Annotated in this window: 25 protein-coding genes; 14 read left to right on the top strand and 11 right to left on the bottom strand. The window is 66.3% G+C overall.

Going from position 1 to position 24,617, the window contains the following annotated elements:
* Positions 1–87: 87 nt before the first annotated feature.
* Entirely contained in the window at positions 88–852 is a 765-nt protein-coding gene (locus IPK20_16820; protein ID MBK8018224.1) for an HpcH/HpaI aldolase/citrate lyase family protein, read from the top strand.
* Positions 853–870: 18 nt separating this feature from the next.
* Here IPK20_16820 and IPK20_16815 read toward each other — a convergent pair whose 3' ends face one another.
* Both IPK20_16815 and IPK20_16810 read right to left on the bottom strand, forming a co-directional pair.
* On the bottom strand, positions 871–1,410 hold the full coding sequence (locus tag IPK20_16815; protein ID MBK8018223.1) for an outer membrane beta-barrel protein: 540 nt from the start codon (positions 1,408–1,410) through the stop codon (positions 871–873).
* Positions 1,411–1,506: 96 nt separating this feature from the next.
* The gene (locus IPK20_16810; protein MBK8018222.1) at positions 1,507–2,871 is read right to left on the bottom strand and encodes an MATE family efflux transporter; all 1,365 of its coding nucleotides are present in this window, start codon (positions 2,869–2,871) and stop codon (positions 1,507–1,509) included.
* A gap of 114 nt (positions 2,872–2,985) precedes the next feature.
* Here IPK20_16810 and IPK20_16805 point away from each other — a divergent pair, with 114 nt between their 5' ends.
* The gene (locus tag IPK20_16805) at positions 2,986–3,897 is read left to right on the top strand and encodes a LysR family transcriptional regulator (protein MBK8018221.1); all 912 of its coding nucleotides are present in this window, start codon (positions 2,986–2,988) and stop codon (positions 3,895–3,897) included.
* Between the two features lie 33 nt (positions 3,898–3,930).
* On the top strand, positions 3,931–4,392 hold the full coding sequence (locus tag IPK20_16800; protein MBK8018220.1) for a MaoC family dehydratase: 462 nt from the start codon (positions 3,931–3,933) through the stop codon (positions 4,390–4,392).
* Here IPK20_16800 and IPK20_16795 read toward each other — a convergent pair.
* Both IPK20_16795 and IPK20_16790 read right to left on the bottom strand, forming a co-directional pair.
* On the bottom strand, positions 4,383–5,117 hold the full coding sequence (locus IPK20_16795; GenBank protein ID MBK8018219.1) for an alpha/beta fold hydrolase: 735 nt from the start codon (positions 5,115–5,117) through the stop codon (positions 4,383–4,385). The genes IPK20_16800 and IPK20_16795 overlap by 10 nt on opposite strands.
* A gap of 10 nt (positions 5,118–5,127) precedes the next feature.
* Positions 5,128–5,940 carry a dioxygenase gene (locus IPK20_16790; protein MBK8018218.1) on the bottom strand — a complete coding sequence of 271 codons (813 nt, stop codon included), beginning with the start codon at positions 5,938–5,940 and terminating at the stop codon, positions 5,128–5,130.
* Positions 5,941–6,075: 135 nt separating this feature from the next.
* Here IPK20_16790 and IPK20_16785 point away from each other — a divergent pair, with 135 nt between their 5' ends.
* The 6 genes from IPK20_16785 to IPK20_16760 all read left to right on the top strand — a co-directional run bounded on the left by IPK20_16785 (position 6,076) and on the right by IPK20_16760 (position 13,437).
* On the top strand, positions 6,076–6,510 hold the full coding sequence (locus tag IPK20_16785; GenBank protein ID MBK8018217.1) for an acyl-CoA thioesterase: 435 nt from the start codon (positions 6,076–6,078) through the stop codon (positions 6,508–6,510).
* 263 nt (positions 6,511–6,773) lie between these two features.
* A complete protein-coding gene (locus IPK20_16780; GenBank protein MBK8018216.1) occupies positions 6,774–7,994 on the top strand; it encodes an acyl-CoA dehydrogenase family protein in 1,221 nt (406 codons plus the stop codon).
* Positions 7,995–8,672: 678 nt separating this feature from the next.
* Positions 8,673–9,119: a (2Fe-2S)-binding protein gene (locus tag IPK20_16775; protein MBK8018215.1), complete on the top strand. Its 447-nt coding sequence runs from the start codon at positions 8,673–8,675 to the stop codon at positions 9,117–9,119.
* A gap of 17 nt (positions 9,120–9,136) precedes the next feature.
* Positions 9,137–11,377: a xanthine dehydrogenase family protein molybdopterin-binding subunit gene (locus tag IPK20_16770; GenBank protein ID MBK8018214.1), complete on the top strand. Its 2,241-nt coding sequence runs from the start codon at positions 9,137–9,139 to the stop codon at positions 11,375–11,377.
* 283 nt (positions 11,378–11,660) lie between these two features.
* The gene (locus IPK20_16765; protein ID MBK8018213.1) at positions 11,661–12,662 is read left to right on the top strand and encodes an XdhC family protein; all 1,002 of its coding nucleotides are present in this window, start codon (positions 11,661–11,663) and stop codon (positions 12,660–12,662) included.
* Between the two features lie 19 nt (positions 12,663–12,681).
* Entirely contained in the window at positions 12,682–13,437 is a 756-nt protein-coding gene (locus IPK20_16760) for an SDR family oxidoreductase (protein MBK8018212.1), read from the top strand.
* 306 nt (positions 13,438–13,743) lie between these two features.
* Here IPK20_16760 and IPK20_16755 read toward each other — a convergent pair whose 3' ends face one another.
* A complete protein-coding gene (locus IPK20_16755; GenBank protein ID MBK8018211.1) occupies positions 13,744–14,430 on the bottom strand; it encodes a hypothetical protein in 687 nt (228 codons plus the stop codon).
* Positions 14,427–15,650, bottom strand: coding sequence for a CoA transferase (locus IPK20_16750; GenBank protein ID MBK8018210.1), 1,224 nt, complete (start codon positions 15,648–15,650; stop codon positions 14,427–14,429). The genes IPK20_16755 and IPK20_16750 overlap by 4 nt, the downstream gene beginning before the upstream one ends.
* Before the next feature lie 141 nt (positions 15,651–15,791).
* Between IPK20_16750 and IPK20_16745 the strand changes: the two genes are divergently transcribed.
* The gene (locus IPK20_16745) at positions 15,792–16,835 is read left to right on the top strand and encodes a cyclase family protein (protein ID MBK8018209.1); all 1,044 of its coding nucleotides are present in this window, start codon (positions 15,792–15,794) and stop codon (positions 16,833–16,835) included.
* A 23-nt stretch (positions 16,836–16,858) separates the two neighbouring features.
* Positions 16,859–17,722, top strand: coding sequence for an isocitrate lyase/PEP mutase family protein (locus IPK20_16740; GenBank protein ID MBK8018208.1), 864 nt, complete (start codon positions 16,859–16,861; stop codon positions 17,720–17,722).
* On the opposite strand, the gene IPK20_16735 is transcribed toward IPK20_16740, so the two are convergent.
* Positions 17,689–18,558, bottom strand: coding sequence for a pseudouridylate synthase (locus IPK20_16735; GenBank protein MBK8018207.1), 870 nt, complete (start codon positions 18,556–18,558; stop codon positions 17,689–17,691). The two genes, IPK20_16740 and IPK20_16735, sit on opposite strands and share 34 nt — an antisense overlap.
* On the opposite strand from IPK20_16735, the gene IPK20_16730 reads away from it, so the two are divergent.
* Positions 18,506–19,195, top strand: coding sequence for an RraA family protein (locus IPK20_16730; GenBank protein MBK8018206.1), 690 nt, complete (start codon positions 18,506–18,508; stop codon positions 19,193–19,195). The genes IPK20_16735 and IPK20_16730 overlap by 53 nt on opposite strands.
* A gap of 76 nt (positions 19,196–19,271) precedes the next feature.
* Positions 19,272–19,595 (top strand): NIPSNAP family protein, encoded by a 324-nt coding sequence (locus IPK20_16725; GenBank protein ID MBK8018205.1) that lies wholly within the window; start codon positions 19,272–19,274, stop codon positions 19,593–19,595.
* 132 nt (positions 19,596–19,727) lie between these two features.
* Here the strand turns inward: IPK20_16725 and IPK20_16720 are convergent, their stop codons facing one another.
* From IPK20_16720 to IPK20_16710, 3 genes are read right to left on the bottom strand one after another with little or no spacing between them, the layout of a single operon-like run.
* Complete coding sequence (locus IPK20_16720) at positions 19,728–20,306, bottom strand: NAD(P)H-dependent oxidoreductase (GenBank protein MBK8018204.1); 579 nt, start codon at positions 20,304–20,306, stop codon at positions 19,728–19,730.
* Between the two features lie 33 nt (positions 20,307–20,339).
* Positions 20,340–21,314, bottom strand: a complete 975-nt coding sequence (locus tag IPK20_16715) for a tRNA-dihydrouridine synthase (protein MBK8018203.1) — start codon at positions 21,312–21,314, stop codon at positions 20,340–20,342.
* Between the two features lie 24 nt (positions 21,315–21,338).
* The gene (locus IPK20_16710; protein MBK8018202.1) at positions 21,339–22,397 is read right to left on the bottom strand and encodes a tartrate dehydrogenase; all 1,059 of its coding nucleotides are present in this window, start codon (positions 22,395–22,397) and stop codon (positions 21,339–21,341) included.
* A 101-nt stretch (positions 22,398–22,498) separates the two neighbouring features.
* On the opposite strand from IPK20_16710, the gene IPK20_16705 reads away from it, so the two are divergent.
* The gene (locus IPK20_16705) at positions 22,499–23,659 is read left to right on the top strand and encodes a hypothetical protein (protein ID MBK8018201.1); all 1,161 of its coding nucleotides are present in this window, start codon (positions 22,499–22,501) and stop codon (positions 23,657–23,659) included.
* A 90-nt stretch (positions 23,660–23,749) separates the two neighbouring features.
* Here the strand turns inward: IPK20_16705 and IPK20_16700 are convergent, their stop codons facing one another.
* Entirely contained in the window at positions 23,750–24,376 is a 627-nt protein-coding gene (locus IPK20_16700) for a DUF1566 domain-containing protein (GenBank protein MBK8018200.1), read from the bottom strand.
* Positions 24,377–24,617 lie beyond the last annotated feature (241 nt).

The raw sequence follows: 24,617 nt of genomic DNA, 5'->3' as shown, positions 1-24,617 counted from the left end.
AGCGGGCGGCGACGGACCCGGACTTGCGTCGCGGCCGTATCTTCCGGCCGGACCTGCCCAGAACGATTTCAAGGAGGAACTCACACGATGGATATGCCGGAGAACCGGTTCAAGCGGGCCCTGAAGTCGGGCTCCGCCCAGTTGGGATGCTGGCTGAGCCTGGGCAGTCACGCTGCTGCGGAAATCGCGGCGGGCGCAGGTTTCGATTGGCTGTTGATCGACATGGAACACGCACCCAACGAGTTGCCCTCGGTGCATGCGCAGCTTCACGCGGCCGCGGCCTACCCCGTGGCGACGATGGTGCGACCTCCCTGGAACGACACGGTGGTGGTGAAGCGGCTGCTGGATCTGGGCGTCCAGACCCTGCTGATCCCGTTCGTGGAAACGGCCGAGGAGGCGCGCCGGGCCGTGGCCGCGACCCGTTACCCGCCGGGAGGCGTCCGCGGCGTGTCCACGAATTCGCGCGCCAACCGGTTCGGACGCGTGCGCGACTATTTCGCGCGCGTGGAGGAGGAGATGTGCGTCCTGATCCAGATCGAGTCGAAGCGGGGCGTGGAGAACTTGAGCGAGATCGCGAAGGTGGAAGGACTCGATGGCATCTTCATCGGCCCCCAGGATCTCGCGGCCGGCTACGGTCACCTGGGAAATCCGGGGCATCCGGAAGTGCAGGAGGTCATCGCGGCGGCGATCGACAAGATCCGGGCAGGGGGCAAGGCGGCCGGCATCCTTGCCTTCGCGGAAGCCGACGCCAAGAAGTGGATCGCACACGGCGCCGATTTCGTGGCCGTCACGTCGGACCAGTTTCTCCTGGCGCGCGACACGACGGCGACGCTGGCCAAGTTCAGGCCTTAGGAGCGCGGCCTTCGCCCGTCAGAAGTTGAACCCCACGCCGGCCCGCACGACCCACGGGCTGGCGTATGGCGCGGGACTCGCGTAGCTGGAATAGCTGAGGTTGTAGAGAACCATCGCGAAAAACGACGCGTTCCGTCCCAGCGGCTGGGAGATGCCGCCGCCGGCCAGGACGCTCGACACGCCCGTGCGTTCCTTGCTTGCGCCGCGGTAGTACTCGAAGTTGAGGTATTCGTATTCACCATGCACGAACAGCGGTCCGGCGATGCGGTACCGCGTGAAGACGTTCGAACCGTAGTCCGTGGTCGACAGATCCCGGCCGAAACGATCGTCGTTGCGGTAGCGGTACTGCAGTCCCGCACCGACCGACCACTCGTCGGTGATGCGATAGCCCGCGAACGGCGATATGTTCACGTACGAGATGTCGCCGAACCCGACGCCCACTCCGCCTCCGAAGTACCATCGGCCCAGGTTGCCGCCAAGGGATACCTGCGCGGCCGCAGGCGCGGCCATGGCGGCCCCCAGGGCGATGACGCCGATCGATTTCCAGCAGTGGTTCATGCGTGTCTCCCGGTTGCGCGCCTCGTGGAGCGGTTGGATCGTCCGGGAAGCGGCATGGGCTCCCCTCGAACGAGCATACGCGAGTCCGACCCGGGATCAGCGGGCAGGTTCCGTGCATGCCCATCGGGCCGCACGCTCCGGATGGGACTGCTGGAGGAATCGCCGCAGCAGCAGCACGGCCGCGATGGACAGAGCCACGGCGAATCCGGCCCAGAATCCCGCGGCGCCCTGTCCCAGCGGCACTGCCAGCACCCAGCCCAGCGGCAAGGCGAGGGCCCAGTAGGCGCCCAGGGTCACGGCCGTGGGCCAGCGGTTGTCCAGCAGCGCACGCAGCGCGCCCAGGCTGACCGATTGCACGCCGTCGAAGACCTGCATGAGGCCCACAGCGACGAACATGGAACTGGCGATGCCGATCACCGAGGCATCGTCCACGAACGTCCGCGCAATCCGTTCTCCGCCTGCGAGCAGCAGAACGGAGATCGCGACCGTCCAGAGCGTGACCAGCCCGATGGCGGCCATTCCGATGGGGCGGACACGCCGGGACTCGCCGGCCCCCACCGCCTGGCCGATGCGCACAGCCACGGCTCCCGCCATCCCGAGCGGCAGCATGTAGACGACGGAGGCGACGCTGAAGACGATCTGGTTGGCGGCGAGGGCGGCGGCACCCAGGAGGCCGATGAAGACGCCGGCCACCGACAGGGCACCGCCTTCGGCGAGATATTGCAGTCCCATGGGGAAGCCCTCGCGGGACTGCTCCTGCAGGCCCTTCCGCAGCACGCTCACGCGGTGCCGGAAGTGCGCCATCGACGGGGCCAGGTGCCAGTGTGCGATGAAGCAGCACAGCGAGGCGCACTCGGCCGCGAGCGTCGCGAGCCCGGCGCCCGTGAGTCCGAGCCGCGGCACGCCCCACGCGCCGCGGACCAGGGCATAGCTCAGCGGGACGTTGACCACCACGGCGACGAACATCCACATCACGCCCGTCCAGGGGCGGTCCACGGCATCGAGCGTCTGCTTGTAGACGAGGTTCACGCTGTAGGGCACCAGCAGCAGCGCCATCGCGATCCAGTAGGGCGCGATGCCCTGCACGACTTCGACGGGCTGGCCCATGACGGGCAGCAACGGCAGCAGTCCGATCATCGTGGCCGCGCACCCCGTGCCGATGGCGAAGCCGAGCCAGCGGCCGTGCGCCAGCACGCGTGCGACACGTGGGTGATCGCCTGCGCCGAACGCGCGCGCCACGAGAATTCCCACCGGCGTGAGAAAGCCATACAACGCGGCCCACAGGACGACGATCACGCTGGCGGTCAGCGATGCGCCAGCCAGGGCGACGGCGCCGAGCGGTCCCAGCATCCAGGTGTCGGTGATCATCAGCATGGACGAAGCGGTCAGTCCGGCCACCAGAGGCACGGCGAGCCGGACGAGTCCCGGCAGTTCGGTCCTGGCATTCGAAGTCGGAGTCATGGCAGCACACGGTCAGGGTTTGATTGCAGAGGCGAGGCGAAGTATGGTGTCAACATTGGCCTTGCGATCTGGCAACATCGTTCGGCAGGCGTTGACAATGCGGGGAGACGACACGTGAGCGAGAACGTGCCGCTGATGCGGACCTTTTGCGAAGTCGCCGCGAGCGGCAGCTTCAGCCGCGCTGCGCGGACGCTGGGAGTATCGCGCGCGGCCGTGTCGGGGCAGATCGCCAGGCTCGAATCGCGGATGGGTGTGAGGCTCTTCCGGCGCACCACGCGCTCGGTGGCCATGACCGAGGAGGGCGAGCGCTATGCCGGAAAGGTGCGCGACATCCTCGACAGGATCGACGCGCTTGAGAACGAGTACGCGGATCGCTCGGGCGAGATATCGGGGGCGCTGACGGTGGAGGTGCCGGAGTTCTTCGGCACGCGGGTGCTGTCCTCCCGGTTGCCGGAATTCCTCGATGCCCATCCGCGTGTGAGCCTCGACCTCGTGCTGAACGACCGCGTGGACGCGATCGCGAATGCGGATGCGGACGTTTTCGTGAGGGGTGTGCTGCCGCCATCGAGCCACCTGAAGTTCCGCCGGCTGGGTGGCTACCGGCTCATCACGGCGGCGAGCCCGGCCTACCTCGCGAGGCACGGCGTGCCGCAGCACCCGCGGGACATTGCCCGCCACGCGACGGTCGACTACATCAACTCGGCGTCGGGCAAGCCCTTCGACTGGGAATTCGAGGTGCCCGGAGAACCGCGCGGGCGCAAGCTGGTGATCCCCGCGCAGGGACGTCTTTGCTGCAACAACTCCGATGCGTGCGTTGGCGCCGCCATGGCCGGCTTCGGTCTCGTGAGCGACGTCGACCACATGCTGCAACCGCTGTTCGACAGTGGCGCGCTGGTGCCGGTGATGCCGAGGTGGCTCTCGCCCGAGTATTCGCTCCACGCGCTGTGGCATCCCGGCAAACCGGTGGCTCCACGGGTGACGGCCTTCGTCGACTTCCTGGTCGCGATCTCCAGGCGTCCGTCATAATTCCGTCGAATCCCTCCTTCCGGAGCCGTCCCCATGCCACGAATCCGAATCGAACGTCTTGAAGACCTGGAGGCCAGGGTCGGCGAGGAACTGGTCGTGAGCGACTGGCTGGACGTGACGCAGGAGAGGATCGACCTCTTCGCCGAGGCGACCGGGGACCACCAGTGGATTCACGTGGACGTGGAACGGGCGACGCGGGAATCGCCTTTCGGCGGACCGATCGCGCATGGCTACCTCACACTGTCGTTGCTCGCGAAATTCGCCTTCGATTCGTTCGAGTTCGCCTCCTCGCGGATGGGCGTCAACTACGGGCTCAATCGCGTGCGCTTCACCCAGCCCGTGCCGGCTGGCTCCCGCATCCGTGCCCACTTCACCCTTGCCCGGTTCGAACGGGTGCAGGGCGGGGTGCAACTGGTGTTCGCCGTGACGATGGAACGGGAGGGCAGCGACAAGCCGGTGATGGTCGCCGAGACGGTATCCCGGCGTTACGACTGAAGGACCCGCGGCGCGAGGCTTGCGTTTTCGAGCCTCGTGGAGAGCCACGCGGCCGCGTCGCGCAATGCGGCGCCCGGAATGTCGTGGCCGGTTGCGTACTCGCGATAGTCGAGGTCCATGCCGGCATCGAGGAGGAAGCTTCGGACCCCTCGGGCACGGGCGACCGGCACGACGTCGTCGAGGACGCCATGACCCAGCAGCAGCGGCTTGCCCTTCAGCAGGTCGCGGCGCGCGACTCGTCCGGAGATCTGCGGCAACAGCCGCGCGCCGAAGGCCATCGCGCCGGCGTAGCGGCCCGGATCGCTGAGCAGCAGCGACAGTGCCATGGTGGCCCCCTGGCTGAACCCCAGCAGATACACGTTGGCAGGATGCGCGCCCCGCTCCCGGACGATCTCCGACACGAAGCGGGCGAGCACGTCGCGGCTTGCGGCTTCCTGCTCTTCGTCGATCATGGCACCCGAGGCGGTGTAGGCCGTGCGATACCACGCAAACCCTCCGGCCCCGTTCTGGAATGGCGCACGTACCGACACCATGCAGCAGCGGCCGTCGAGGTAGGGGGTCAGCCCCAGCAGATCGTGCTCGTTGCTGCCGGCGCCGTGCAGCAGCACGAGCAGGGGCGGGGGGCCCAGCAGCGCCTCGCTCGGCTGCACCATCTCATAGGTGAGGCCCGCGATGTCGTCCGGTCTCAACGTCGCAATCAGCGAGAAGTTGTTCGAATCCGTCATGGAGGGAGCATCACACGTCCTGTCCCGCGTCGAGGCGGTCTGCGCCGAAGACATAGGCGTCCATGCCGACCACGCCGAACGTGACCCCCGCGTGCAGCCGCTCGTGCCGCGGGGCCACAGAGGCGGCGCCCAGGGCGACGTGCAGGGGAAGAAGGTGCTCCTCGGTCGGATGGGCGCGCGCCGCATGCGGGGCCTGGGTCCGGTAGGCCCGGAGCGCGGCGTAGTCGCGCGCCGCAATCCGGTCCGCCATCCAGGTCCGGAACGCATTCACGTAGGGGGCCTCACCGGTGTCCTCCGGCAGCATGCGGAACTCGGCAAGATTGTGCGTGATGCTCCCGGAACCCATGATCAGCACGCCCTCATGAGCGAGAGGCGCCAGTGCCTCGCCGAGCGCCCAGTGGTGATCCGGGCCCAGGTGCGTCTGGACGGACAGCTGCGTGACCGGTACGCCGGCGTCGGGGAACAGATGCAGAAGCGGCACCCACGCGCCATGATCCAGCCCCCGTGTCGGGTCGATGCCGGTGTCGAAGCCCGCCGCGGCAAGGCAGCCTCGCACCCGTTCGGCGAGATCCGGTGCGCCGGAGGCGCCGTAGCGGATGGAGTACAGGGCGGGCGGGAAGCCGTGGAAGTCGTGGATGGTGTCGGGGCGAGCCGCTGCGGACACCGAGGGCGCCGCCGTTTCCCAGTGCGCTGACACCACGAGCACGGCCCGGGGCCGGGGCATACGCTCACCCAGCTGTGCCAGCCGGGCACCCGTCTGCCCCGGGTCCATTGCCAACGTCGGAGCCCCGTGCGAGACGAACAGGGTGGGCAAGGGGCGCATGACGGGATCGACCTCTCCAGAAACAGCCGGAAAACCTGATCCGATTGGACCACATTCGGCCAGTGCCGGAAAGGCGGCGCGGCGCGAGCGGGCCATGTCGGCTGTGCTATGGTCGGATCAACCAGGGAGGATGGCGTGGCGCGTGACGACTACCGCTTCGCTCACCGCATGCGGGTCAGGTGGGCCGAGGTCGACAAGCAGGGCATCGTGTTCAACGGGCACTATCTGATGTACTTCGACGTGGCCATCACCGAGTACTGGCGCGCGGCCGGAGTGCCCTATCCGCAGGGCCTCATCGAGCACGGAAGCGATCTGTACGTGGTCAAGTCCACTGTCGAGTACCACCGTTCAGCGGAGTACGACGACGAGATCGACGTGTGCGCCCGGGTCGCTCGTATCGGCAGGTCCAGCATGAACTTCGCGCTCGAGATCCATCGGGGCGGCGACCATCTTGTGAGTGGCGAGGTGGTCTACGTCAATGCCGATCCGGAAACGCGCCGCTCGGCGCCGGTGCCGGAGTTCCTGCGACAGGCCGTCGCGGCTCTGGAAGGGCGCGATCCGTCGGTCTGAGCCAGGGCCCCTGCGCGGGTTTCCTCTTCGGCATCGCACGCCCGCGCCGCCATTGGAGCCGTACCCATGGCCCGAAGAGCGGGGGCGCGCACGTCCCGCCTGCGGCGCCACCGTGCACATCGACCGGACCTTCCCTAGAATGCGGGTCAGCCGGAAGCTTGCGTCTCGCCCCGTGCGGCCTGCCAGGACGAACCGCATCGGCGTATATCCCCGGCACGCCACACGAGGCGTGCATCGTCGGCAACAACCAGGACAACGCTCACATGGATTTCGAATTCTCCACCAAGGTCAAGGAATTGCAGGCGCGCGTGTCTGCATTCATGCAGGAACACGTCGTACCGAACGAGAACCGCTTCTTCGAGGAGATCGACGCCAACCGCAAGGCGGGCAATGCGTGGGTTCCGACGAAGATCATCGAGGAGATGAAGGTGAAGGCGCGGGCCGCGGGATTGTGGAACCTCTGGCGGCCGAAGGATCACGGCGGCGATCTCACCAATCTCGAGTACGCCACCTTGTGCGAGATCATGGGCCGGATCACGTGGGCGCCCGAGGTGTTCAACTGCTCGGCACCCGATACCGGGAACATGGAAGTCCTTCTGCGGTACGGCTCGCCCGAACAGCAGAAGCAGTGGCTGACGCCGCTCCTCAACGGTGAGATGCGTTCGGCCTTCCTGATGACCGAGCCGGAGGTGGCCTCGTCGGACGCCACCAACATTCAGTGCCGGATCGAGCGCGTCGGCGACGAGTACGTGATCAACGGCAAGAAGTGGTGGTCGTCGGGCGCCGGCGATCCCCGCTGCAGGATCTACATCGTGATGGGCAAGACCGATCCGGACAATGCGGACCGGCACAAGCAGCAGTCGATGATCCTGGTGCCGGCCGATGCCAAGGGCGTCACGGTCCTGCGCCCCCTGAGTGTGTTCGGTTACGACGACGCACCTCACGGCCACATGGAGGTACTGCTCGAGAACGTGCGTGTGCCCGCATCCAATATGTTGCTCGGCGAGGGCAGGGGGTTCGAGATCGCGCAGGGCCGGCTGGGACCGGGCCGGATCCACCACTGCATGCGGATCATCGGTCAGGCAGAGCGTGCCCTGGAACTCATGTGCAAGCGCCTTTCGTCGCGCGTCGCTTTCGGCAAGCCGGTGTCCGAACAGAGCGTGTGGCACGAGCGGATTGCCGAGTCCCGCTGCATGATCGAGCAGGCCAGACTGCTGACCCTCCAGGCGGCCTTCATGATGGACACGGTCGGCAACAAGGCTGCCCGCGCGCAGATCGCCATGATCAAGATCGTCGCGCCCAACATGGCGCAGAAGATCATCGACTGGGCGATCCAGGCGCATGGCGGCGGCGGAGTCTGCGATGACTTCCCGCTCGCCTGGATGTATGCATGGAACCGGACCCTGCGTCTGGCGGACGGTCCGGACGAGGTTCACCGCAACCAGTTGGCCAAGCTCGAACTGAGAAAGTACAGCCACCGCTAGCGCCTACGGCCGGGGTGTACGCGATGCTGCGCATCGCACGTGCACCTCGGCCGAGTATCGATTCGCGCGTTCACGCGAATCGAATTCACCCCCGATGTACCCCTCAACCCCGCAGTCAGAGAAAAAGCTTGGGACGGCCCGGCGCTTGGTCTCCCGCCGCGGGCGCCCGCGCGCGCGCGGGGGGGCGCCCCCCCGGCGGGGAGGCGGGCGGCCGGCCGGCCCCCCCCCCGCCGGGGAAGAGCTTGGGGCCCACTCAAACTGGATCGGATCGGCGTTCTCGGAACCACCGTCTTCAGTCTGATTGAACTTCCATATTGAAGTGCCGCAAGCGGTCTCGGCCCGAACCGCGCCCGGGGACGGGAGAACCTCCCGGCGGAGCGACGCCAAGAATTCCTCGCTCCAATCGTTTGTCCAAGGGCGATGTTGCGATGCAACAAGAGTGCAAGTCGCTGATTGGGTGACGAATCGATCGACGCGTTCGAAACGCAACCTGGACAGCGGTTCCCGCTCTCGCTATATCGCCAAAAACATAAAGCTTTTCAAGGCGTTTGGTGACAGGGAAAGTGTTGAAAGGGTTTTTGAGTTCGTGTAACGTCCCGCCGTCTTGCAACTGCTGTTGGTAGGACGCGCAGTTAACCAACTAACCTCACGTTTCTGACCGGAAGGGGGAGTTTCCAAATGGCGATCTCTTTTAACCTCAACGGGAAGCAGGCGAGCGTTGATGTCGCACCCGACACACCGCTCCTCTGGGTCCTTCGCGATACCTTGGGCATGACCGGCACGAAGTTCGGTTGTGGCAAGGCGCTCTGCGGTGCCTGTACCGTGCACCTGAATGGACAGGCCGTCCGGTCCTGTCAGACCCCCATCGGTTCGGTGATGGGTCAGAAAGTCACCACCATCGAAGGTCTGGCTGCAACGCACCCCATCAAGAAGGCCTGGGTTGCCCTGGATGTACCCCAGTGCGGCTACTGCCAGCCCGGCCAGATGATGCAGGCTTCCGCTCTGCTCGCTAACAACAAGAGCCCCAACGACGCCGATATCGATGCCTGGATGTCCGGCAACATCTGCCGCTGCGGCACCTACCCCCGCATCCGCGCTGCTATCAAGGCCGCGGCCAAGGCTTAATCGAGGAGGCATAGACCATGGAAAACATCAACGTGCCAGCTCGTCGTGAATTCCTGAAGGCTTCCGCTGCCGTCAGCGGTGGCCTCGCACTCGGTTTCTACCTGCCCACCGCTTCCAAGCTTGCCGAAGCCCAGGCAGCCACCCACTCGCCCAACGCGTGGGTCAAGATCGGCACCGACAACACCATCACGATCATGTGTGCCCGGTCCGAAATGGGCCAGGACGTCTACACGTCCATGCCGATCCTGGTGGCCGAAGAACTCGAAGTCGACATCAACAAGGTGAAGGTGGAGTTCGCTCCTCCCGCCGAGGCCTACATCAACGCTCTGCTCGGCGGTCAGCTCACCGGGGGTTCCACCTCCGTTCGCGATGGCTGGGAAAAGCTTCGCAAGGCAGGCGCCTCCGCCCGCATGATGCTCGTGAACGCCGCTGCCCAGCAGTGGGGTGTCGACGCCGCTCAGTGCAAGGCCGTTGGCGGTGCAGTGTCCGGCCCTGGTGGCAAGCGTGCCACCTACGGTCAGCTCGCCGAAGCCGCGTCCAAGCTGGAAGTGCCGAAGGAAGTCCCGCTGAAGCCTGTTTCCGAGTTCAAGCAAGTCGGTAACGCCAAGCAGAAGCGCCTGGACACGCCCGCCAAGGTTGCCGGTACCGCCACGTTCGGTATCGACGTTCGCGTGCCCAACATGCTGTACGCCGCCGTTGCCATGCCTCCCATGATGGGCGGCAAGGTCGGCAGCTACGACGACACGCGCGCCAAGGCGATGCCGGGCGTGAAGGCTGTCGTTCAGTACAGCCGCGGGGTTGCCGTGGTCGCCGATTCGTACTGGCAGGCCAAGAAGGCGAAGGACCTCCTGGAGATCACCTGGGACGAAGGCCCGAACGCCAACAACGACATGCGCAAGGTGTGGGCAGGTCTGAAGGAAGCCTCCCAGCAGGCCGGCGCGGTGTTCCGTGAGGCAGGCGACGCCGACGGCGCGATGAAGGATGCCGCCAAGGTATACGAAGCCACCTACGAACTGCCGTTCCTGTCGCACTCGCCGATGGAGCCGCAGAACACGGTGGCCGACGTGCGTGCCGATGGTGCCACGATCATCACCCCGACCCAGTTCCAGCAGCTGGTTCCGTTCGTCGTGGCCGGCGCCACGGGCCTCAAGCCCGAGCAGATCACGGTCATCACGACCTTCCTCGGTGGTGGTTTCGGCCGCCGCGTGGAAGTCGACTACACGATCGACGCCGCCGAAATCTCCAAGGCAGTCGGCGCTCCGGTGAAGATGGTCTGGAGCCGCGAAGACGACATGACGCACGACTCCTATCGTCCGGGCGGGATCTACAAGGTCGCGATGGGCGTGGACAAGGCCGGCAAGCCGGTTGCCTATCGTTATCACGGCACCAGCCCCTCCATCTCGGCGCGTCTGTTCCCCAGCATCGTGAAGGACGGCATCGACCCGTTCGCGGTCGAAGCCATCGACAACTTCCCGTATGCCGTGCCCAACCACAAGCTCACGTACCAGATGCACGACTCGGGCATCACCCCGGGTTACTGGCGTGGCGTGTCCCACAACCTGAACTGCTACGTCGTTGAAGGTTTCATCGACGAAGTGGCTCATGCGGTGGGCAAGGATCCGATCCAGTACCGCATCGACAACCTGGAGTATCAGGGCGAGAAGCACAAGTGGTCGGGTCTGTCTGCCGGCGTGCCGGTCGGTGGCCGTCTCAAGGCGGTCCTCGAGCAAGTTCGCAGCAAGGCGGGCTGGGGTGCCAAGATGCCGGAAGGCAAGGGCATGGGCGTGGCCTCGATGGAAGGCTACAACACGGTCATGGCCTGCGTGGCCGAGATCAGCGTGTCCAAGAACTACGACGTGACGGTCGAGAAGGTCACCTACGTCGTGGACGCGGGTCCGCTGATTCACCCCGACCAGGCGGCTGCCCAGATGGAAAGCTGCACGATCTTCGGTCTTTCGGCTGCCCTCTTCGGTGAAATCACCGTCAAGAACGGTGGTGTCGAGCAGACCAACTTCGACGGCTACCGTGTCGTTCGCATGAACGAAGCGCCGAAGACGATCAGCCTGAACTGGGTTCCCGCCGCCAAGGACCAGCCTCCCGGCGGTCTCGGCGAGCCCGCGACGGCTGTCGTGGCTGCTGCGGTCGGCAACGCGATCTTTGCCGCCACTGGCATCCGCGTGCGCCGTCTGCCGTTCACGCCCGAGAACATCAAGCTGTATGCCGATCCGCGTCACACGATGAAGCCGCGCAGCGTCTAAGCTGCAACGCGTAGTCGGCGGACCTTGTCCGCTCACGGCCTCGACACTCCGCCTCTCCGGCGGAGTCGTTGAGGCCGTTTTCTTTTTGAGGCATCCTTGTCAGGTTGGCTCGTGCGGGAACGGAGGATTCCGGCCATGGCGCCCGGAGCATGAACGTTGCCGGGCAAATCGGGACCAACCCACACCGGTACGGCGCCCCGGTTGCCGCTGCTGCCGGGATTGACCCACCGCGCGGCCCCCATGGGGCTGTCTACTGGGGACCCAGGAAGGAAACGGTAAGACGATGGACAGTGTCGATCTGCAGGTGTTGAAGAGCGCGGCCTCCTGGATGCAGGACGGACACCGAGTGGTGCTGGCGACGGTCACCGAAACGTGGGGTTCCTCGCCGCGGCCGCCGGGCGCGATGCTCGCCGTTCGTGGCGACGGCCTGGTAGCGGGGTCGGTGTCCGGAGGTTGCGTCGAGGACGACCTGATCGACAAGGTCCGCCAGAAGTCGCTCGCGGCCGACAAGCCGGAAGTGACGATCTACGGAATCAGCAAGGAAGACGCGCAGCGCTACGGATTGCCCTGCGGTGGCCGGCTCCAACTCGTGCTGGAGCCCATTCAGGACCGCCTCTCGATTCAGGCGGTGCTCGACGGAATCGCGAGACACGAACTGGTGGCCCGGCATCTCGACATGGACAGCGGGCGTGTGTCTGTCGCTTCGGCCACCCGCAGCGAGACCATGAGTTTCGACGGCAAGCGGCTCACCATGATCCATGGTCCGCGCTGGCGGGTGCTCATCATCGGCGCCGGACAGCTCTCGAAGTACATCGCGATGATGGCCCAAGCGCTCGACTACGATGTGATCGTGTGCGATCCGCGCGAAGAATATGCGGTGACATGGGACGTGCCGGGCACGACGCTCACGCGCGACATGCCCGACGACGTGGTCACGGAACTGAATCTCGACAGCCATAGTGCGGTCGTGGCCGTGACGCACGATCCGAAGCTGGACGATCTCGCCTTGCTGGAAGCGCTGAAGTCGCCCGCGTTCTATGTCGGCGCCCTCGGTTCGCGGCTCAATACGCAGAAGCGCCGCGAACGGCTTGCACAGTTCGATCTTTCGCAGGCGGAACTCGATCGTCTGCATGGACCGGTGGGCCTTCGCATCGGCAGCAAGACGCCACCCGAGATCGCGGTGGCCATACTGGCGGAAATCACCGCCGTCCGGCACGAAGTGCCGCTCGACACCGTCGGCAACAAGGGACTGGATCCGGCTGCGACCCAGACCGTGTGCCGTTGAATCCATACAGGAGAATCACATGAGGTTGAAGGGCAAGATCGCCATCGTCACCGGGGGCGGCCAGGGATTCGGCGAGGGAATCGCCAAGCGGATGGCCGAGGAAGGCTGTCAGGTCATGGTGGCGGACATCAACGACGAGAACGGCCGCAAGGTCGTTTCGGAGATCAACGCTGCCGGCGGCCGCGCTGCCTATCAGCACTGCGATGTCTCCAAGGATGCCGACTGGGCCGTTCTGGCGAAGGCCACGGTCGATACTTTCGGAGGCCTCACCACCGTCGTCAACAATGCCGGCACCACGCACCGCAATCAGTCGATGCTGGATGTTTCGGAAGAGATGTTCGACCGCATCTACGGCGTGAACGTGAAGAGCCTGTTCCACAGCGCCAAGCACTGTGTCCCGGTGATGCGCAAGGCCGGCGGTGGAGCCTTCGTGAACATCTGTTCCACGGCCGGCGTGCGGCCTCGTCCCGGGCTCACGTGGTACAACGGGTCCAAGGGTGCCGCCATCATGACCAGCCGGTCCATGGCCGTCGAACTGGCTCCGGACAAGATCCGCGTGTGCATCGTCAATCCGGTCGCGGGCGAGACGCCATTGCTCAAGGAGTTCATGGGGACCGACACGCCGGAGATTCGCGCGAAGTTCGTTTCGACAGTGCCTCTGGGACGGCTCGCGCAGCCACTGGACATCGCCAATGCGGTGCTGTGGCTGGCGTCCGACGAAGCCGGGTTCATCACGGGCACCTGCCTCGAGGTGGATGGCGGGCGGTGCGTCTGATCTGACGAACGGTAGGCGGCAGCAGCAGCCGCCTGCGCCGGGAATGAAGAACGGTCACTCCCTCCGGGTGGCCGTTTTTCGTTCTTGCAGCGGACGTGAGCCGGCGTGCGTGAGGTGATGTGCCGCCAAGCGGCGTGAGGAACCGGTGCTCTTCGTCTTCACCGCCGTGGCCCTCCCATGGACCTTCTCATGGGCATGGGCCTATCCAGTGGTCCTCCGACTGGCCGGCTTCGGCCTTCCACCGGGGGACGTGCCATCGACCGTTATCGACTGCCACGCAATCCGCGGACATCCATCGGACCTTTCCTAGGATTTCACCATCGACAGCACGATGCGCATCACGGCGAACCACAACGCGCTTGCGAACAGGAAGGTTGCCGCGGACGCCACGAGCGCCAGGGCATAAGCCCCCGCGTCCGGTGGCGGCGTCCTGGAGCCCACGAAAGACTTGCGGTAGGCGTTGGCGACAGGCGCGAGGAGCAGGGCGTGTGTGGCATGCAACACCGGCAACAGCACGCCGATGGCTTCCCAGTCGTGTTCGCGGGCGAGGCGGACCAGCACCAATCCCGGTTCCGCCAACGCGATGCATCCCAGCACCATGAAAAGCGGCAGGGCACGCCAGGCATGGCGGGAAAGCAGCCAGGACCACAGGAACGCGAGTGCGGTACAGCCGCCGAACCACAGCAGGCTGATGGTGAAGACGCCGCCCGGGCCGGCGTCGCGCAGGAGCGTGGCGAGCGGCATGGCGACGAATGCGCTCCAGCCGACCGACACCAGGACGAAGTGCACGCGCCGCGCCTGAATCGCCCCGCGTGGACGCAACAGGCGCGGGAAGGCGAACAGGACCGCTGCAATGCCGAACAGCACGAGGTGCCAGATGTACACCGCATCGGCCGACAGCAGCGTCCAGTAGGCATAGCCGCACCAACCCGCGTAGACCGCCATGGCGGCCCATGCCCAGGGCGCCATGCCGCGCAGCCCGGCAAAGGTCATACGATGCGATCCCGGTGCAGCGCTTCGATCGCTTCGGGGTCGAGGCCCAGGCGGTCACGAAGAATCTCGTCCGTGTGCTGTCCCAGCAAGGGCGGCGCGTTGCGATACTCCACGGGCGTCTCGCTCATCTTGATGGGGCTGCCGATCAGGGAAACGGTGCCGGCGGTCGGATGCGGCATCTGCACCTTCATCGCGCGGTGCTTCACCTGGGGATCGTCGAACACCTGCGCGAGATTGTTGATGGCGCCGCAAGGGACGCCGACGCTTTCCAGCGCATCGGACCACCATTGCATGGGTTTCTCGACGATGATCCCGGCCAGGATCGGCACGAGCACCTGGCGGTTCCTGACGCGGTCCGGATTCCTTGCGAAGCGCTCGTCGTGCGCGAGTTCGGGGCGGCCTGCCACTTCGCAGAACTTCGCGAACTGCCCGTCGTTGCCGACCGCGAGGATGATCTCTCCGTCGGCCGCGGCGAACGTCTGGTAGGGGACGATGTTCGCGTGCGCGTTTCCCGCGCGCCCGGGGATCTTGCCCGTGGCGAGATAGTTCATGCCCATGTTCGCCGTCATCGCGACCTGCGCATCGAGCAGCGCCATATCGATGTACTGCCCCGAACCGCTGCGGTCGCGATGGGCCAATGCCGCCAGTACCGCAACCGTCGCGTACATGCCCGTGAAGAGATCCGCGACCGCCACCCCCACCTTCTGCGGGCCACCGCCGGGCAGATCGTCGCGTTCGCCGGTCAGACTCATGAGGCCCCCCATGCCCTGGAGAATGAAGTCATAGCCGGCGCGGGGCGAGTAGGGGCCGGACTGGCCGAACCCGGTGATGGAGCAGTAGACGAGACGCGGATTCAGTTCGTGCAGGGAAGCGTAGTCGAGCCCGTACTGGGCGAGGCCCCCCAGCTTGTAGTTCTCCAGTAGCACGTCGCACTGCTTCGCCAGCTCACGGACGATGCGCTGCCCTTCGGGCCGCGCGAGATCGACCGTCACGGATTTCTTGTTGCGATTGGCCGCCATGAAGTACGCCGCCTCGCGCGTGTCGTTGCCCTGTTCGTCGCGCATCCACGGCGGACCCCAGGTCCGGGTGTCGTCTCCCACGCCGGGACGTTCGACCTTGATGACCTCGGCGCCGAGATCGGCCAGGATCTGGCCGCACCAGGGGCCCGCGAGCACACGGGAAAGGTCAAGTACGCGGATGTGCGAGAGGGAAGCAGTCATGGGCGATGGGGTGCCGGAGCGCGCGCACGGCGCGGACACGGGAAACCGGAACGAGGAATTCGCCGATGGTACCCACAACCGGGCCGGTCACGCGAACGGCGAAGTAGAATCGGTCGCTTCGACACGGGAGGAGAAGAGGCGATGAATCCGAGATGGCGACAGCGGCCCGAAGGGTCCACGTGGGGTGACTTCGGTCCCGACGACGAACTGGGACGCATCAACCTGCTCACGCCCGAGAAGGTGCGCCAGGGCATCGCCGAGGTGAAGGAGGGATTGAGCTTCTGTCTCTCCCTCCCGCTCGACTACCCGGGCGGCAACGTGCTGAACCCCCGGCGGCACCCGCCCCGGCTGCAGCCGACGCAGCGGGAGGGGATGCCCAACATGAACTTCCCTCTCGGCAAGCTCGACGGTGGCCACAGCACCGATGTCGTGTGCGACGACCAGGTGCTGCTCACACTGCAGTATTCGACACAGTGGGATTCCCTGGCGCATGTGGGAGCCGAGTTCGACGCCGACGCGGACGGCGTGGCCGAGATGGTCTACTACAACGGCTTTCGTGCGAACCATGACGTGGTGGGACCGGTCGTTCATCACCACGATCGCGTCGAGCCCTGCGGCGAGCACATGGGCGCTCTCAAGCTTTCCATCGCCAATTTCGCGGCGAAACCCATCCAGGGACGGGCGGTGATGTTCGACTTCCACGCGCACTTCGGCTACCAGCGGCGCGCCGTTTCGTATGACGACATCCGCCACGTGATGGACGCCGACGGTATCGAGGTGGAGCGGGGCGATCTCATGGTGATGCGCACCGGGTTCTCCGACGTCATCATGGAGATGAACCGTCAGCCCGACATGGCGCGGCTCGACGCGGCGGCGATGGGACTCGACAGCCGCGACGACCGCGTGCTGCAGTGGATCACCGATAGCGGCATCGCCGCGATCTGCGCCGACAACTACGCCGTGGAGTTCTATCCGCCCCCCGACGTCCCCGGCAAGGGACCGCATCTTCCCCTGCATCACCACTGCCTGTTCAAGCTGGGCGTGCCGCTGGGGGAGATCTGGTGGTTGAAGGATCTCGGCGAATGGTTGCGCGCGCACAAGCGCACGCGCTTTCTGCTGACGGCGCCACCGCTTCGACTGCCCGGCGCGGTCGGTTCCCCGGTCACGCCGGTCGCCACGGTCTGATTCTTCTTCGAGGTCACTGCCCCATGTCACGCTGGTCCGCCCGCCGCGACCGATTCCGCGCAGTCCTGCAGGGAGCGCGCTGCATCCATCCGGCTTCCGTCTTCGATCCGGTGTCCGCTCGCATCGCCGAGGACCTCGGCTTCGAGGCGGGCATGTTCGCCGGCTCCATCGCTTCGCTCACCGTGCTCGGCGCGCCGGACATCATCGTGCTCACGCTGTCCGAGTTCGCCGAACAGGCGCACCGCATCTGCCGTGCCGGGAGTCTTCCGCTGCTCTGCGATGCGGATCATGGTTACGGCAATGCCCTCAACGTGATGCGCACCGTCGAGGAACTGGAAGCCGCAGGCGTGGCCGCGCTTTCCATCGAGGATACGGATCTTCCGCAGCCACACGGCACCGGCGGCAAGGCGAGGCTTCTGTCGATCGAGGAAGGGACGGGAAAGATGCGGGCCGCGGTGGCGGCTCGTGGCGACACGGGCGTGATGATCGCCGGGCGAACCAGCGCGCCCGGCATGACCGGCGTGGCGGACGCCGTCGAGCGGGCCAGGGCCTACGAGGCGTGTGGCGTGGACGCGCTCTTCTTCGTCGGAGTGAAGACCCGGCAGGACCTCGACGCCATCGCGGCGGCGACCTCGTTGCCCCTGATCCTGGGCTCCGTGAGCAAGGACCTCATGGATCTCGAGTATCTGTCCAGCCGGCGTGTGCGAGTGTGTCTCCAGGGACACCAGCCCTTCATGGCGGCAGTGCAGGCGGTGCAGAACACCCTGCAGGCGCTGCGCGATGGCACGCCTGCGTCGCAGTTGCAGGGCGTGGCCGACGACGCGCTCATGAAGCGTGTGATGCGCGATGCCGACTACACGGGCAGGATGAAGGACTGGCTCGGCTGATCGGATGCAATGGTGCGAGGGCCTTGCGAGGCCGTGACTGAAGACTCCGCCACGGCATCCCACCCGAGCGCCCGGGCAACCTGCATGTAGTCGGACGCAGGGAGGGCGTGCACGGCGAGAGGAACACCTGTGTGGGGATGCGGAAACTCCAGTCCGGTGCACGCGAGCAGGAGCCGGCCGATGCCGAAGCGCTCGAGGAACAGGCGATTGTGGCGGCCCTTGCCGTAGGTCGTGTCGCCGATGATGGGATGCGTGGCGTGCTTGAGGTGCCGCCTCAGTTGGTGCCGGCGGCCGGTCACGGGTTCGAGTTCCACCAGCGCATAGCGGCTGGTGGGATAGCGGTCGACCTGCACGGGGAGTTCGGTTCTTGCAAGCAAGCGGCCACGGGTCACAGCCGGTTGCGCATCGCCGGCCGGCGCCTTCCTTCCGCCGGGGTCGTCGTCGATGGAGGCGAGCGGATGGTCGATGATGAACTCCGCGGGCGGATGGCCGCGGACGATCGCGAGATAGCGCTTGCGCACCCGTCCCGCTTCGAACTGCGCGGAGAGATCGCGGCAGGTCGGGCGATCGAGTGCGAACAGCAGGACCCCGGAGGTCGGCTTGTCGAGCCGGTGCACCGGATAGACTTCGCGGCGGAGCTGGTCACGCAGCATCTGCAGAGCGAATCGCGTCTCGTGACGGTCGATGTTCGACCGGTGAACGAGGAGGCCGGCCGGCTTGTGGATCGCGACGATCCGGTCGTCCGCGAACAGGATGGTCAACGAGGAATCGGGAGGTGACACGATGGACGTGCAGGCGCTGTTCGAGGAAATCGGGCGATACGATACGCCCACCATCTGCAACGCACTGGAGATCGTGCGAGGCCGGCGGTTCACGACCGGGTTCACGCGGCAGACGCTGATCGCTGCCTTTCCTGCGCTTCCCCCCATCGTGGGCTACGCGCGGACGGCGATGATCCGCTGTTCCGAGCCGTACGAAGGCGCGGAGCGCAAGAAGAAGCAACTCGGCTACTACGAGTATCTCGCGCAGGATCCAAGACCCACCGTGACGATCGTGCAGGACGTCGACAGCCGGACGGGGCTCGGCGCTTTCTGGGGCGAGGTGAACACGACAATTCACCACGGGCTCGGCCGTCTGGGCACGGTCACCAACGGATCGATGCGCGATCTCGATGCGATGCATCCGAACTTCCAGTGCCTCGCGCCGATGCTCTCGCCCAGTCACGGCTGGGTACAGGTGGTCGATTTCGGCATCACCGTGGACGTGCTGGGCATGTCGGTGAGCCACGGCGACATGGTGCACGCCGACCGCCACGGCGCCGTCGTCTTCCGCCCCGACGAACTGGACAGGATTCCGGCGGCGATCGATCTCATGGCCCGCCGCGAGAAGGTCATCCTCGATGCCGCGCGCACACCCGGTTTCGGATTCGAGTCGTTGCGCGACGCGCTCGCGGCGGCCGAACAGGTGCGCTAGTTTTCGCGCCTCGCGGCGCTACACTTCCGCCCCTGCCGCTGCACGGCGGCCATCACTTTCACCGAAGGAGAACTCCATGCTGCTCGACGTTCGCACCTACACCTGCCGTCCCGGAACCATCAAGAAACACCTGGCGCTGTACGAGAAGATGGGCAAGGGGCCGCAGACCCGCCACCTGGGCGAGCCCTTCGCGTATCTGACCACCGAGACGGGCAATGTGAACCAGTACATCCACATCTGGGCCTACGAGAATGCCGGCGACCGCGAGCGCCGCCGCGCGGCGATGTGGGCCGATCCCGAGTGGCTGGCCTACACGGAAGAGAGCGCCAAGCTCGGCGCGTTGGAAGCGCAGGAAAACCGTCTGATGACGCCGGTGTCGTTCTTTCCGATCAAGCGCTGATCGGTCATACGGGAAGTTCCTTCCCGAACACCGTCGCTCGCCGCGTTCGAATCGGCCCGCATCGCCCGGGCCGGTTCCGATGCAGCGCCGAGCGTCCGGGGCACCGCACTCCGGCGGCGCGGGAAGACCCGGTCAAGCCCGCGCCAGAGCGCGCATCTTGTTGCACCACTTCCGCACGCCGGCCTCTCCCAGTCCTTCGACCGAGCCGATGAGCGTCTCGTCCACGGGGGCGAACCCGACGAAGCCGAGGATGTTCCGCTCCAGCGACTTGATGCTGTGGGCGCGGAAGTAGTAGCGGTACAGCATGGCCGGCATGCCCATGGTCACCACCACGCGGGCTGACCGCCCGGACAGGAGCTTCGTCGACAGCCCGGCGTTTTCGCGCGGCACCGCGAAGCCCGGCCGGGCAATCTGCTCCAGAAATGCCTTGAGCAATGCCGGCATGTCGCCGAGCCACAGGGGGAAGAACAGCACGAGATGTTCACACCAGGCGATGGACTCCTGGGCGGACTTCAGCTGTAGCGGCAGGGCGCCGTCGTACCACTGACGCCGCGACCGCAGCACCGGAAATTCCAGCGCTCCCACGTCGATGATGCGCACCTCGTGACCGGCACTGCGCGCGGCTTCGGCATACGCCTGCGCCAGGCGGTGACACAGGTGTTGTTCGGTGGCGTCCGGATGTCCCTGGACGAGGGTGATTCGCTTGGCCATGACGCTGCTCCCGCGATCGATGAACGGAGCTCCTCAGGCAGCGTGTGCCTCAGGCGGCAGTCCGCCGAAGAGCCGTTGTGCGACGGCGGCCGGATCGTTCACCGGCCGGATCGCCGCGTAAGCGGCCTCCGCTTCCGGGAACCGGCGGCGCAGCAGGTTCAGCCACTGCTTGAGCCGGCCCGCGCGGTGCCGCGCCTCCAGGCGCGCTCCGACCAGATGCCAGAACTCGCCCAGCAATGGAAAGATACGCCCCCAGCCGGGGAGCGGGTCGAGGGCATCGGGCGAACACCCATCGGCGGCCCGGATGGCGAGTGCCAGTCCTGGATCCGCGACCATGCCGCGCCCGAGCATCAGGCTGCTGCACCCCGAACGCTCCCGGCAGCGGACGGCATCGCCGGGGGTCCAGATTTCGCCGTTGGCGATCACGGGCACCGCCACGGCGGCACGGACCTCCTGGATGCGCTCCCAATAGGCCGGAGGACGGTATCCGTCCACCTTGGTCCGCGCGTGCACGACCAGTTCTTCGGCACCGCCGCTCGCCATGGCCTGCGCGCATTCCACGGCACGGGAACCGTCGAGGTTGCCCAGGCGCATCTTGGCGGACACCGGCATGGAGGCCGGAACCGCGCGGCGCACGGCCGAGACGATGCGGTGAACCAGTTCCGGTTCATCGAGCAGCACGGCGCCGCCACGGTGCCGGTTCACGATCTTGGCCGGGCAGCCGAAGTTGAGGTCGATCCCTGCTGGCCCGAGGCGGGCCAGCCTGCCTGCGTTCTCCGCCAGGCACTGTGGATCGGAGCCGAGAAGCTGCGCCCGGACCGGCACACCTGCGCGCGTGCGTCCGCCATTCTCGAGTTCGGGAATGATGCGCCGGAAGGCCCGGTCGGGCAGCACTGCGTCGGTCACCCGGATGAACTCCGAGACGCACCGGTCCACGCCGCCCACGCGCGTGAGGATGTCGCGCAGGGTGTGATCCAGGAGGCCTTCCATCGGGGCCAGCAGAATCATGGTGGAACCCGCCACGGAGCCGGGTCAGATCGCCGCGGCGATCGCCTTGCCCATGTCTTCCGTACTTGCCGTTCCGCCCGCATCGGGGGTGCGCGGGCCGTCCTTCAGCACGCCTTCGATCGCACGGACGATGGCAGCGGAAGCCTCGGGGTAGCCGAGGTGGTCCAGCATCATCGCGCCCGACCAGATCTGCCCGATGGGGTTGGCGATGCGTCGGCCGTAGATGTCGGGGGCCGAACCGTGGACCGGTTCGAACAGGGACGGGAACAGCCGCTCGGGATTGATGTTGGCCGACGGTGCAATGCCGATGGTGCCCGCGGTGGCGGGCCCGAGATCGGAGATGATGTCCCCGAAGAGGTTGGAGGCGACGATGACATCGAAGCGCTGGGGATTGAGGACGAGCTGGATCGTGAGCCCGTCGATGTGATACTGGTTCGTGGAGATGCCGGGATACTGCTTCGCCATCTCGGCGAAGCGCTCGTCCCAGTAAGGCATGGTGATGGAGATGCCGTTCGACTTGGTCGCGGACGTCACCTGCTTGCGCGCACGCGTTTTCGCCAGCTCGAACGCGAATTTCATGATGCGGTCCACGCCCTTGCGCGTGAAGACCGACTGCTGCATCACGACTTCACGGTCCGTACCGGGAAACATGCGGCCGCCCACCGACGAATACTCGCCTTCCGTGTTCTCGCGGACCACGAAGTAGTCGATGTCGCCCACCTTGCGGCCCGCGAGCGGCGGGGTGATGCCGGGCATGAGCCGGACCGGGCGCAGGTTCACGTACTGGTCGAAGCCGCGGCGGAACTGGATGAGGGAATCCCACAGAGAGACATGGTCCGGCACCCGCGCGGGCCAGCCGGTGGCGCCGAAGAAGATGCACTCGTGGCCGCCGATCCTGTCGCGCCAGTCCGGCGGCATCCACCATCCGTGGCGGTCGTAGTTGTCGCAACTCCAGTCGAAATGGTCGAAGGCGAGGTCGATGCCGAACCGGCGGGCGGCGGCGTCGAGGGCCCTGATCCCTTCGGGCATGACTTCCTTGCCGATGCCGTCTCCGGCGATGACGGCGATGGTGTGCTTTGGCATGGGACAATCCTGGACTGGAAAGACGCGAGAGGGCGGAATTGTAACCGCCGCGATTTTCGACGCCGGAGCCGGCCCGGCCGGCTCCGACCTGTCCCACGACGATGCGGCGACTCCTCAACGTTCTGTACCGGCTTTACGCACTGATTTCGACCCTCCGGCGGCGCGGCCTCGGCTGGGGGGCCGTCTCCCGGACGATCGCAGTGGAATTCGCCTCCCGCGCCTGGCGGGTCCTGGCACGGCCGGTCAACGCCATGCTGCTTGGCGCACCCTCCAGCGCCGTTCGATTCCGCAGATTCCTTTCCCGGGAAGTCTCCGGGCCGGGATGCTTCTTCGTCATCGCCATGCCGCGGACGCTGCACTACCTCTTTCCGTCGCTCGACCTTCTCCCCGCCGATCTGGCCGTCGTCATCATTGGAAACGGACTGCGAAGCTGGGAACGCCGCGCGCTCGCCCGCCGCTATCCGGACCGGGCACGGTTCGATCTCCCCGCCCTGCCTGGTACCAGCCAGATGCACGGCCGCGTGCTGTCCTTGTTCCTGCGGTGCGCCGAACACGATTTCGGCATTCTCGACCACGACCTCTACGTGTTCGATTCATCGCTCTTCGACCGGCTCGAACCCGGACCCGAGGAATGCGCGCTGGCGATCTTCCGCGAGATCCATCGCCGTCTGCGATTGACCTACCCCGAGACGTACTTCCTCTACTTCAACGTTCGCGTGATGCGGTCGCTCATGGAGCGGTACGGAATCGATGCCCGCCTGTATCGGGTGCCGCCTGCGCCCACCCGGGAGCGGCTGCGTGAGCTGGGCTTGGTCGGGGGCGAGTGCCTGAAGGACTATCAAGGCTATTTCGACACGCTGTGCGTCCTCTGGTCTGTCGCCATGGGGGAAGGAAAGAACATCCGCTACCTGGAGGGACCGGCGGCCAACAGCGTCTGGCACGTGGGCGGGACCAGCCTCGGGTCGCCCCGTACGAAGGATCTGGATCAGATCTACATCCACGCCCGGTTTCTGGAGTTGCTCGACGACCGCGACGTCGCCGTCCGCGGCAGCGAACTCATTTGGCCGTTCGCTTCTGCGGAGGAGATCCGTGGACGCATGAGACCCGGAACCGACGCGTGGCGCGTGGCAGAGGAGATGGACCGACTGATTCCGCTGCTACGGGATGCACTGGCGGGCCGGCGGAGCGCGCCGCAACCGGCGGATTCGGGCGGCGATGATGCTGCACTCGATCTGCGCAGATCGGAGCAGCGTCCGGCATGACCCTTCAGCCGGGAGCGCGCCGTGGCCGGACGGGGTGACGAGGCCCGACCCGGTCTGCGGACCCGGCTGAATCGCCCTGTCAGGTCCTTCTCAGCGACTCCGCCGCTGTGCCGAAAAGCCCGCGACAAGCAGCAGTCCCGCTCCGACCATGAGCCAGGACTCCGGCTCCGGCACCATCACGGCACCCCACGTGAGCATGGCCGTGTCCTTGCCTGCGGTGTAGCCGCTTTCGGAGAAGACGGCGTCCATGTCCATGTAGCGGGCCGCGCCGGACGAAACCTCGTCCCAGGCCCAGGCATCGGCCGTGGCACCGTCGATGAACTGGTTCACGAGGAACGGTCCGGGGGAGGTGACCGGTTCCGGCAGCGTCGTGTATCCGGTACCGATGGGCAAGCCGGCCGACTGGTAGTTCGATCGGAGGTAGGCCATCTCGGCCACCGTGGGCAGTCGCCAGTCGGCGTAGACGCGTCCGTCGTGCGTGACGACGAGGTTGTCGGCCCAGGCCGTCGCCTCGTTCCACGTGATCATCCGACCCAGCTCGCCCGAATTCCAGGCCCAGTTGGTGTCCTGGAGCCACATCAGTCCCTGGCCCGCGTCGAATACCAGGCCGGGGAAACCGTCGGCGGCGTCCGCGACGATCTGGAGTGGAACTGCAGCACCTGCCGTCGCAAAGGTGGTGGACAGGCAAAGTGCCGCGATGGCATTCCGAAGGTGCATGAGGGTCTCCCGAGCGTTTGACTGGGCCGGACCGGTGCCGTCGCGGCAGGAACCGCCGCACACCTCGCCGACAGGAGCAGGCTATGGGCTGCGCGCCGCGGTGTCGTTGACATTTCGCAACGGCCGGCGAGACATCGGCACCGCGGGTCCGTGGGTTAGACTCGCTGCCATGCAGCCCGCACCCAGACTGTCGCCGAAGTCGTGCCGTCTTGCCGGATTCCTCGCCCGGTGCTCGCGCCAC

The sequence above is a fragment of the Betaproteobacteria bacterium genome, assembly GCA_016713305.1.
Lineage (GTDB): Bacteria > Pseudomonadota > Gammaproteobacteria > Burkholderiales.
Note: the sequence above shows the minus strand (reverse complement) of the source record. Positions and strands in the feature narration are given on the sequence as shown.

Coding starts and splice junctions, on each gene's coding strand:
- IPK20_16715 (MBK8018203.1), bottom strand. CDS start 21,314: ATGATTCTGCTGGCCCCGATGGAAGGCCTCCTGGATCACACCCTGCGC.
- IPK20_16815 (MBK8018223.1), bottom strand. CDS start 1,410: ATGAACCACTGCTGGAAATCGATCGGCGTCATCGCCCTGGGGGCCGCC.
- IPK20_16720 (MBK8018204.1), bottom strand. CDS start 20,306: ATGGCCAAGCGAATCACCCTCGTCCAGGGACATCCGGACGCCACCGAA.
- IPK20_16730 (MBK8018206.1), top strand. CDS start 18,506: ATGGACGTGCAGGCGCTGTTCGAGGAAATCGGGCGATACGATACGCCC.
- IPK20_16820 (MBK8018224.1), top strand. CDS start 88: ATGGATATGCCGGAGAACCGGTTCAAGCGGGCCCTGAAGTCGGGCTCC.
- IPK20_16760 (MBK8018212.1), top strand. CDS start 12,682: ATGAGGTTGAAGGGCAAGATCGCCATCGTCACCGGGGGCGGCCAGGGA.
- IPK20_16740 (MBK8018208.1), top strand. CDS start 16,859: ATGTCACGCTGGTCCGCCCGCCGCGACCGATTCCGCGCAGTCCTGCAG.
- IPK20_16800 (MBK8018220.1), top strand. CDS start 3,931: ATGCCACGAATCCGAATCGAACGTCTTGAAGACCTGGAGGCCAGGGTC.
- IPK20_16790 (MBK8018218.1), bottom strand. CDS start 5,940: ATGCGCCCCTTGCCCACCCTGTTCGTCTCGCACGGGGCTCCGACGTTG.
- IPK20_16765 (MBK8018213.1), top strand. CDS start 11,661: ATGGACAGTGTCGATCTGCAGGTGTTGAAGAGCGCGGCCTCCTGGATG.
- IPK20_16770 (MBK8018214.1), top strand. CDS start 9,137: ATGGAAAACATCAACGTGCCAGCTCGTCGTGAATTCCTGAAGGCTTCC.
- IPK20_16750 (MBK8018210.1), bottom strand. CDS start 15,650: ATGACTGCTTCCCTCTCGCACATCCGCGTACTTGACCTTTCCCGTGTG.
- IPK20_16725 (MBK8018205.1), top strand. CDS start 19,272: ATGCTGCTCGACGTTCGCACCTACACCTGCCGTCCCGGAACCATCAAG.
- IPK20_16775 (MBK8018215.1), top strand. CDS start 8,673: ATGGCGATCTCTTTTAACCTCAACGGGAAGCAGGCGAGCGTTGATGTC.
- IPK20_16810 (MBK8018222.1), bottom strand. CDS start 2,871: ATGACTCCGACTTCGAATGCCAGGACCGAACTGCCGGGACTCGTCCGG.
- IPK20_16745 (MBK8018209.1), top strand. CDS start 15,792: ATGAATCCGAGATGGCGACAGCGGCCCGAAGGGTCCACGTGGGGTGAC.
- IPK20_16780 (MBK8018216.1), top strand. CDS start 6,774: ATGGATTTCGAATTCTCCACCAAGGTCAAGGAATTGCAGGCGCGCGTG.
- IPK20_16710 (MBK8018202.1), bottom strand. CDS start 22,397: ATGCCAAAGCACACCATCGCCGTCATCGCCGGAGACGGCATCGGCAAG.
- IPK20_16735 (MBK8018207.1), bottom strand. CDS start 18,558: ATGGTGGGCGTATCGTATCGCCCGATTTCCTCGAACAGCGCCTGCACG.
- IPK20_16755 (MBK8018211.1), bottom strand. CDS start 14,430: ATGACCTTTGCCGGGCTGCGCGGCATGGCGCCCTGGGCATGGGCCGCC.
- IPK20_16795 (MBK8018219.1), bottom strand. CDS start 5,117: ATGACGGATTCGAACAACTTCTCGCTGATTGCGACGTTGAGACCGGAC.
- IPK20_16700 (MBK8018200.1), bottom strand. CDS start 24,376: ATGCACCTTCGGAATGCCATCGCGGCACTTTGCCTGTCCACCACCTTT.
- IPK20_16705 (MBK8018201.1), top strand. CDS start 22,499: ATGCGGCGACTCCTCAACGTTCTGTACCGGCTTTACGCACTGATTTCG.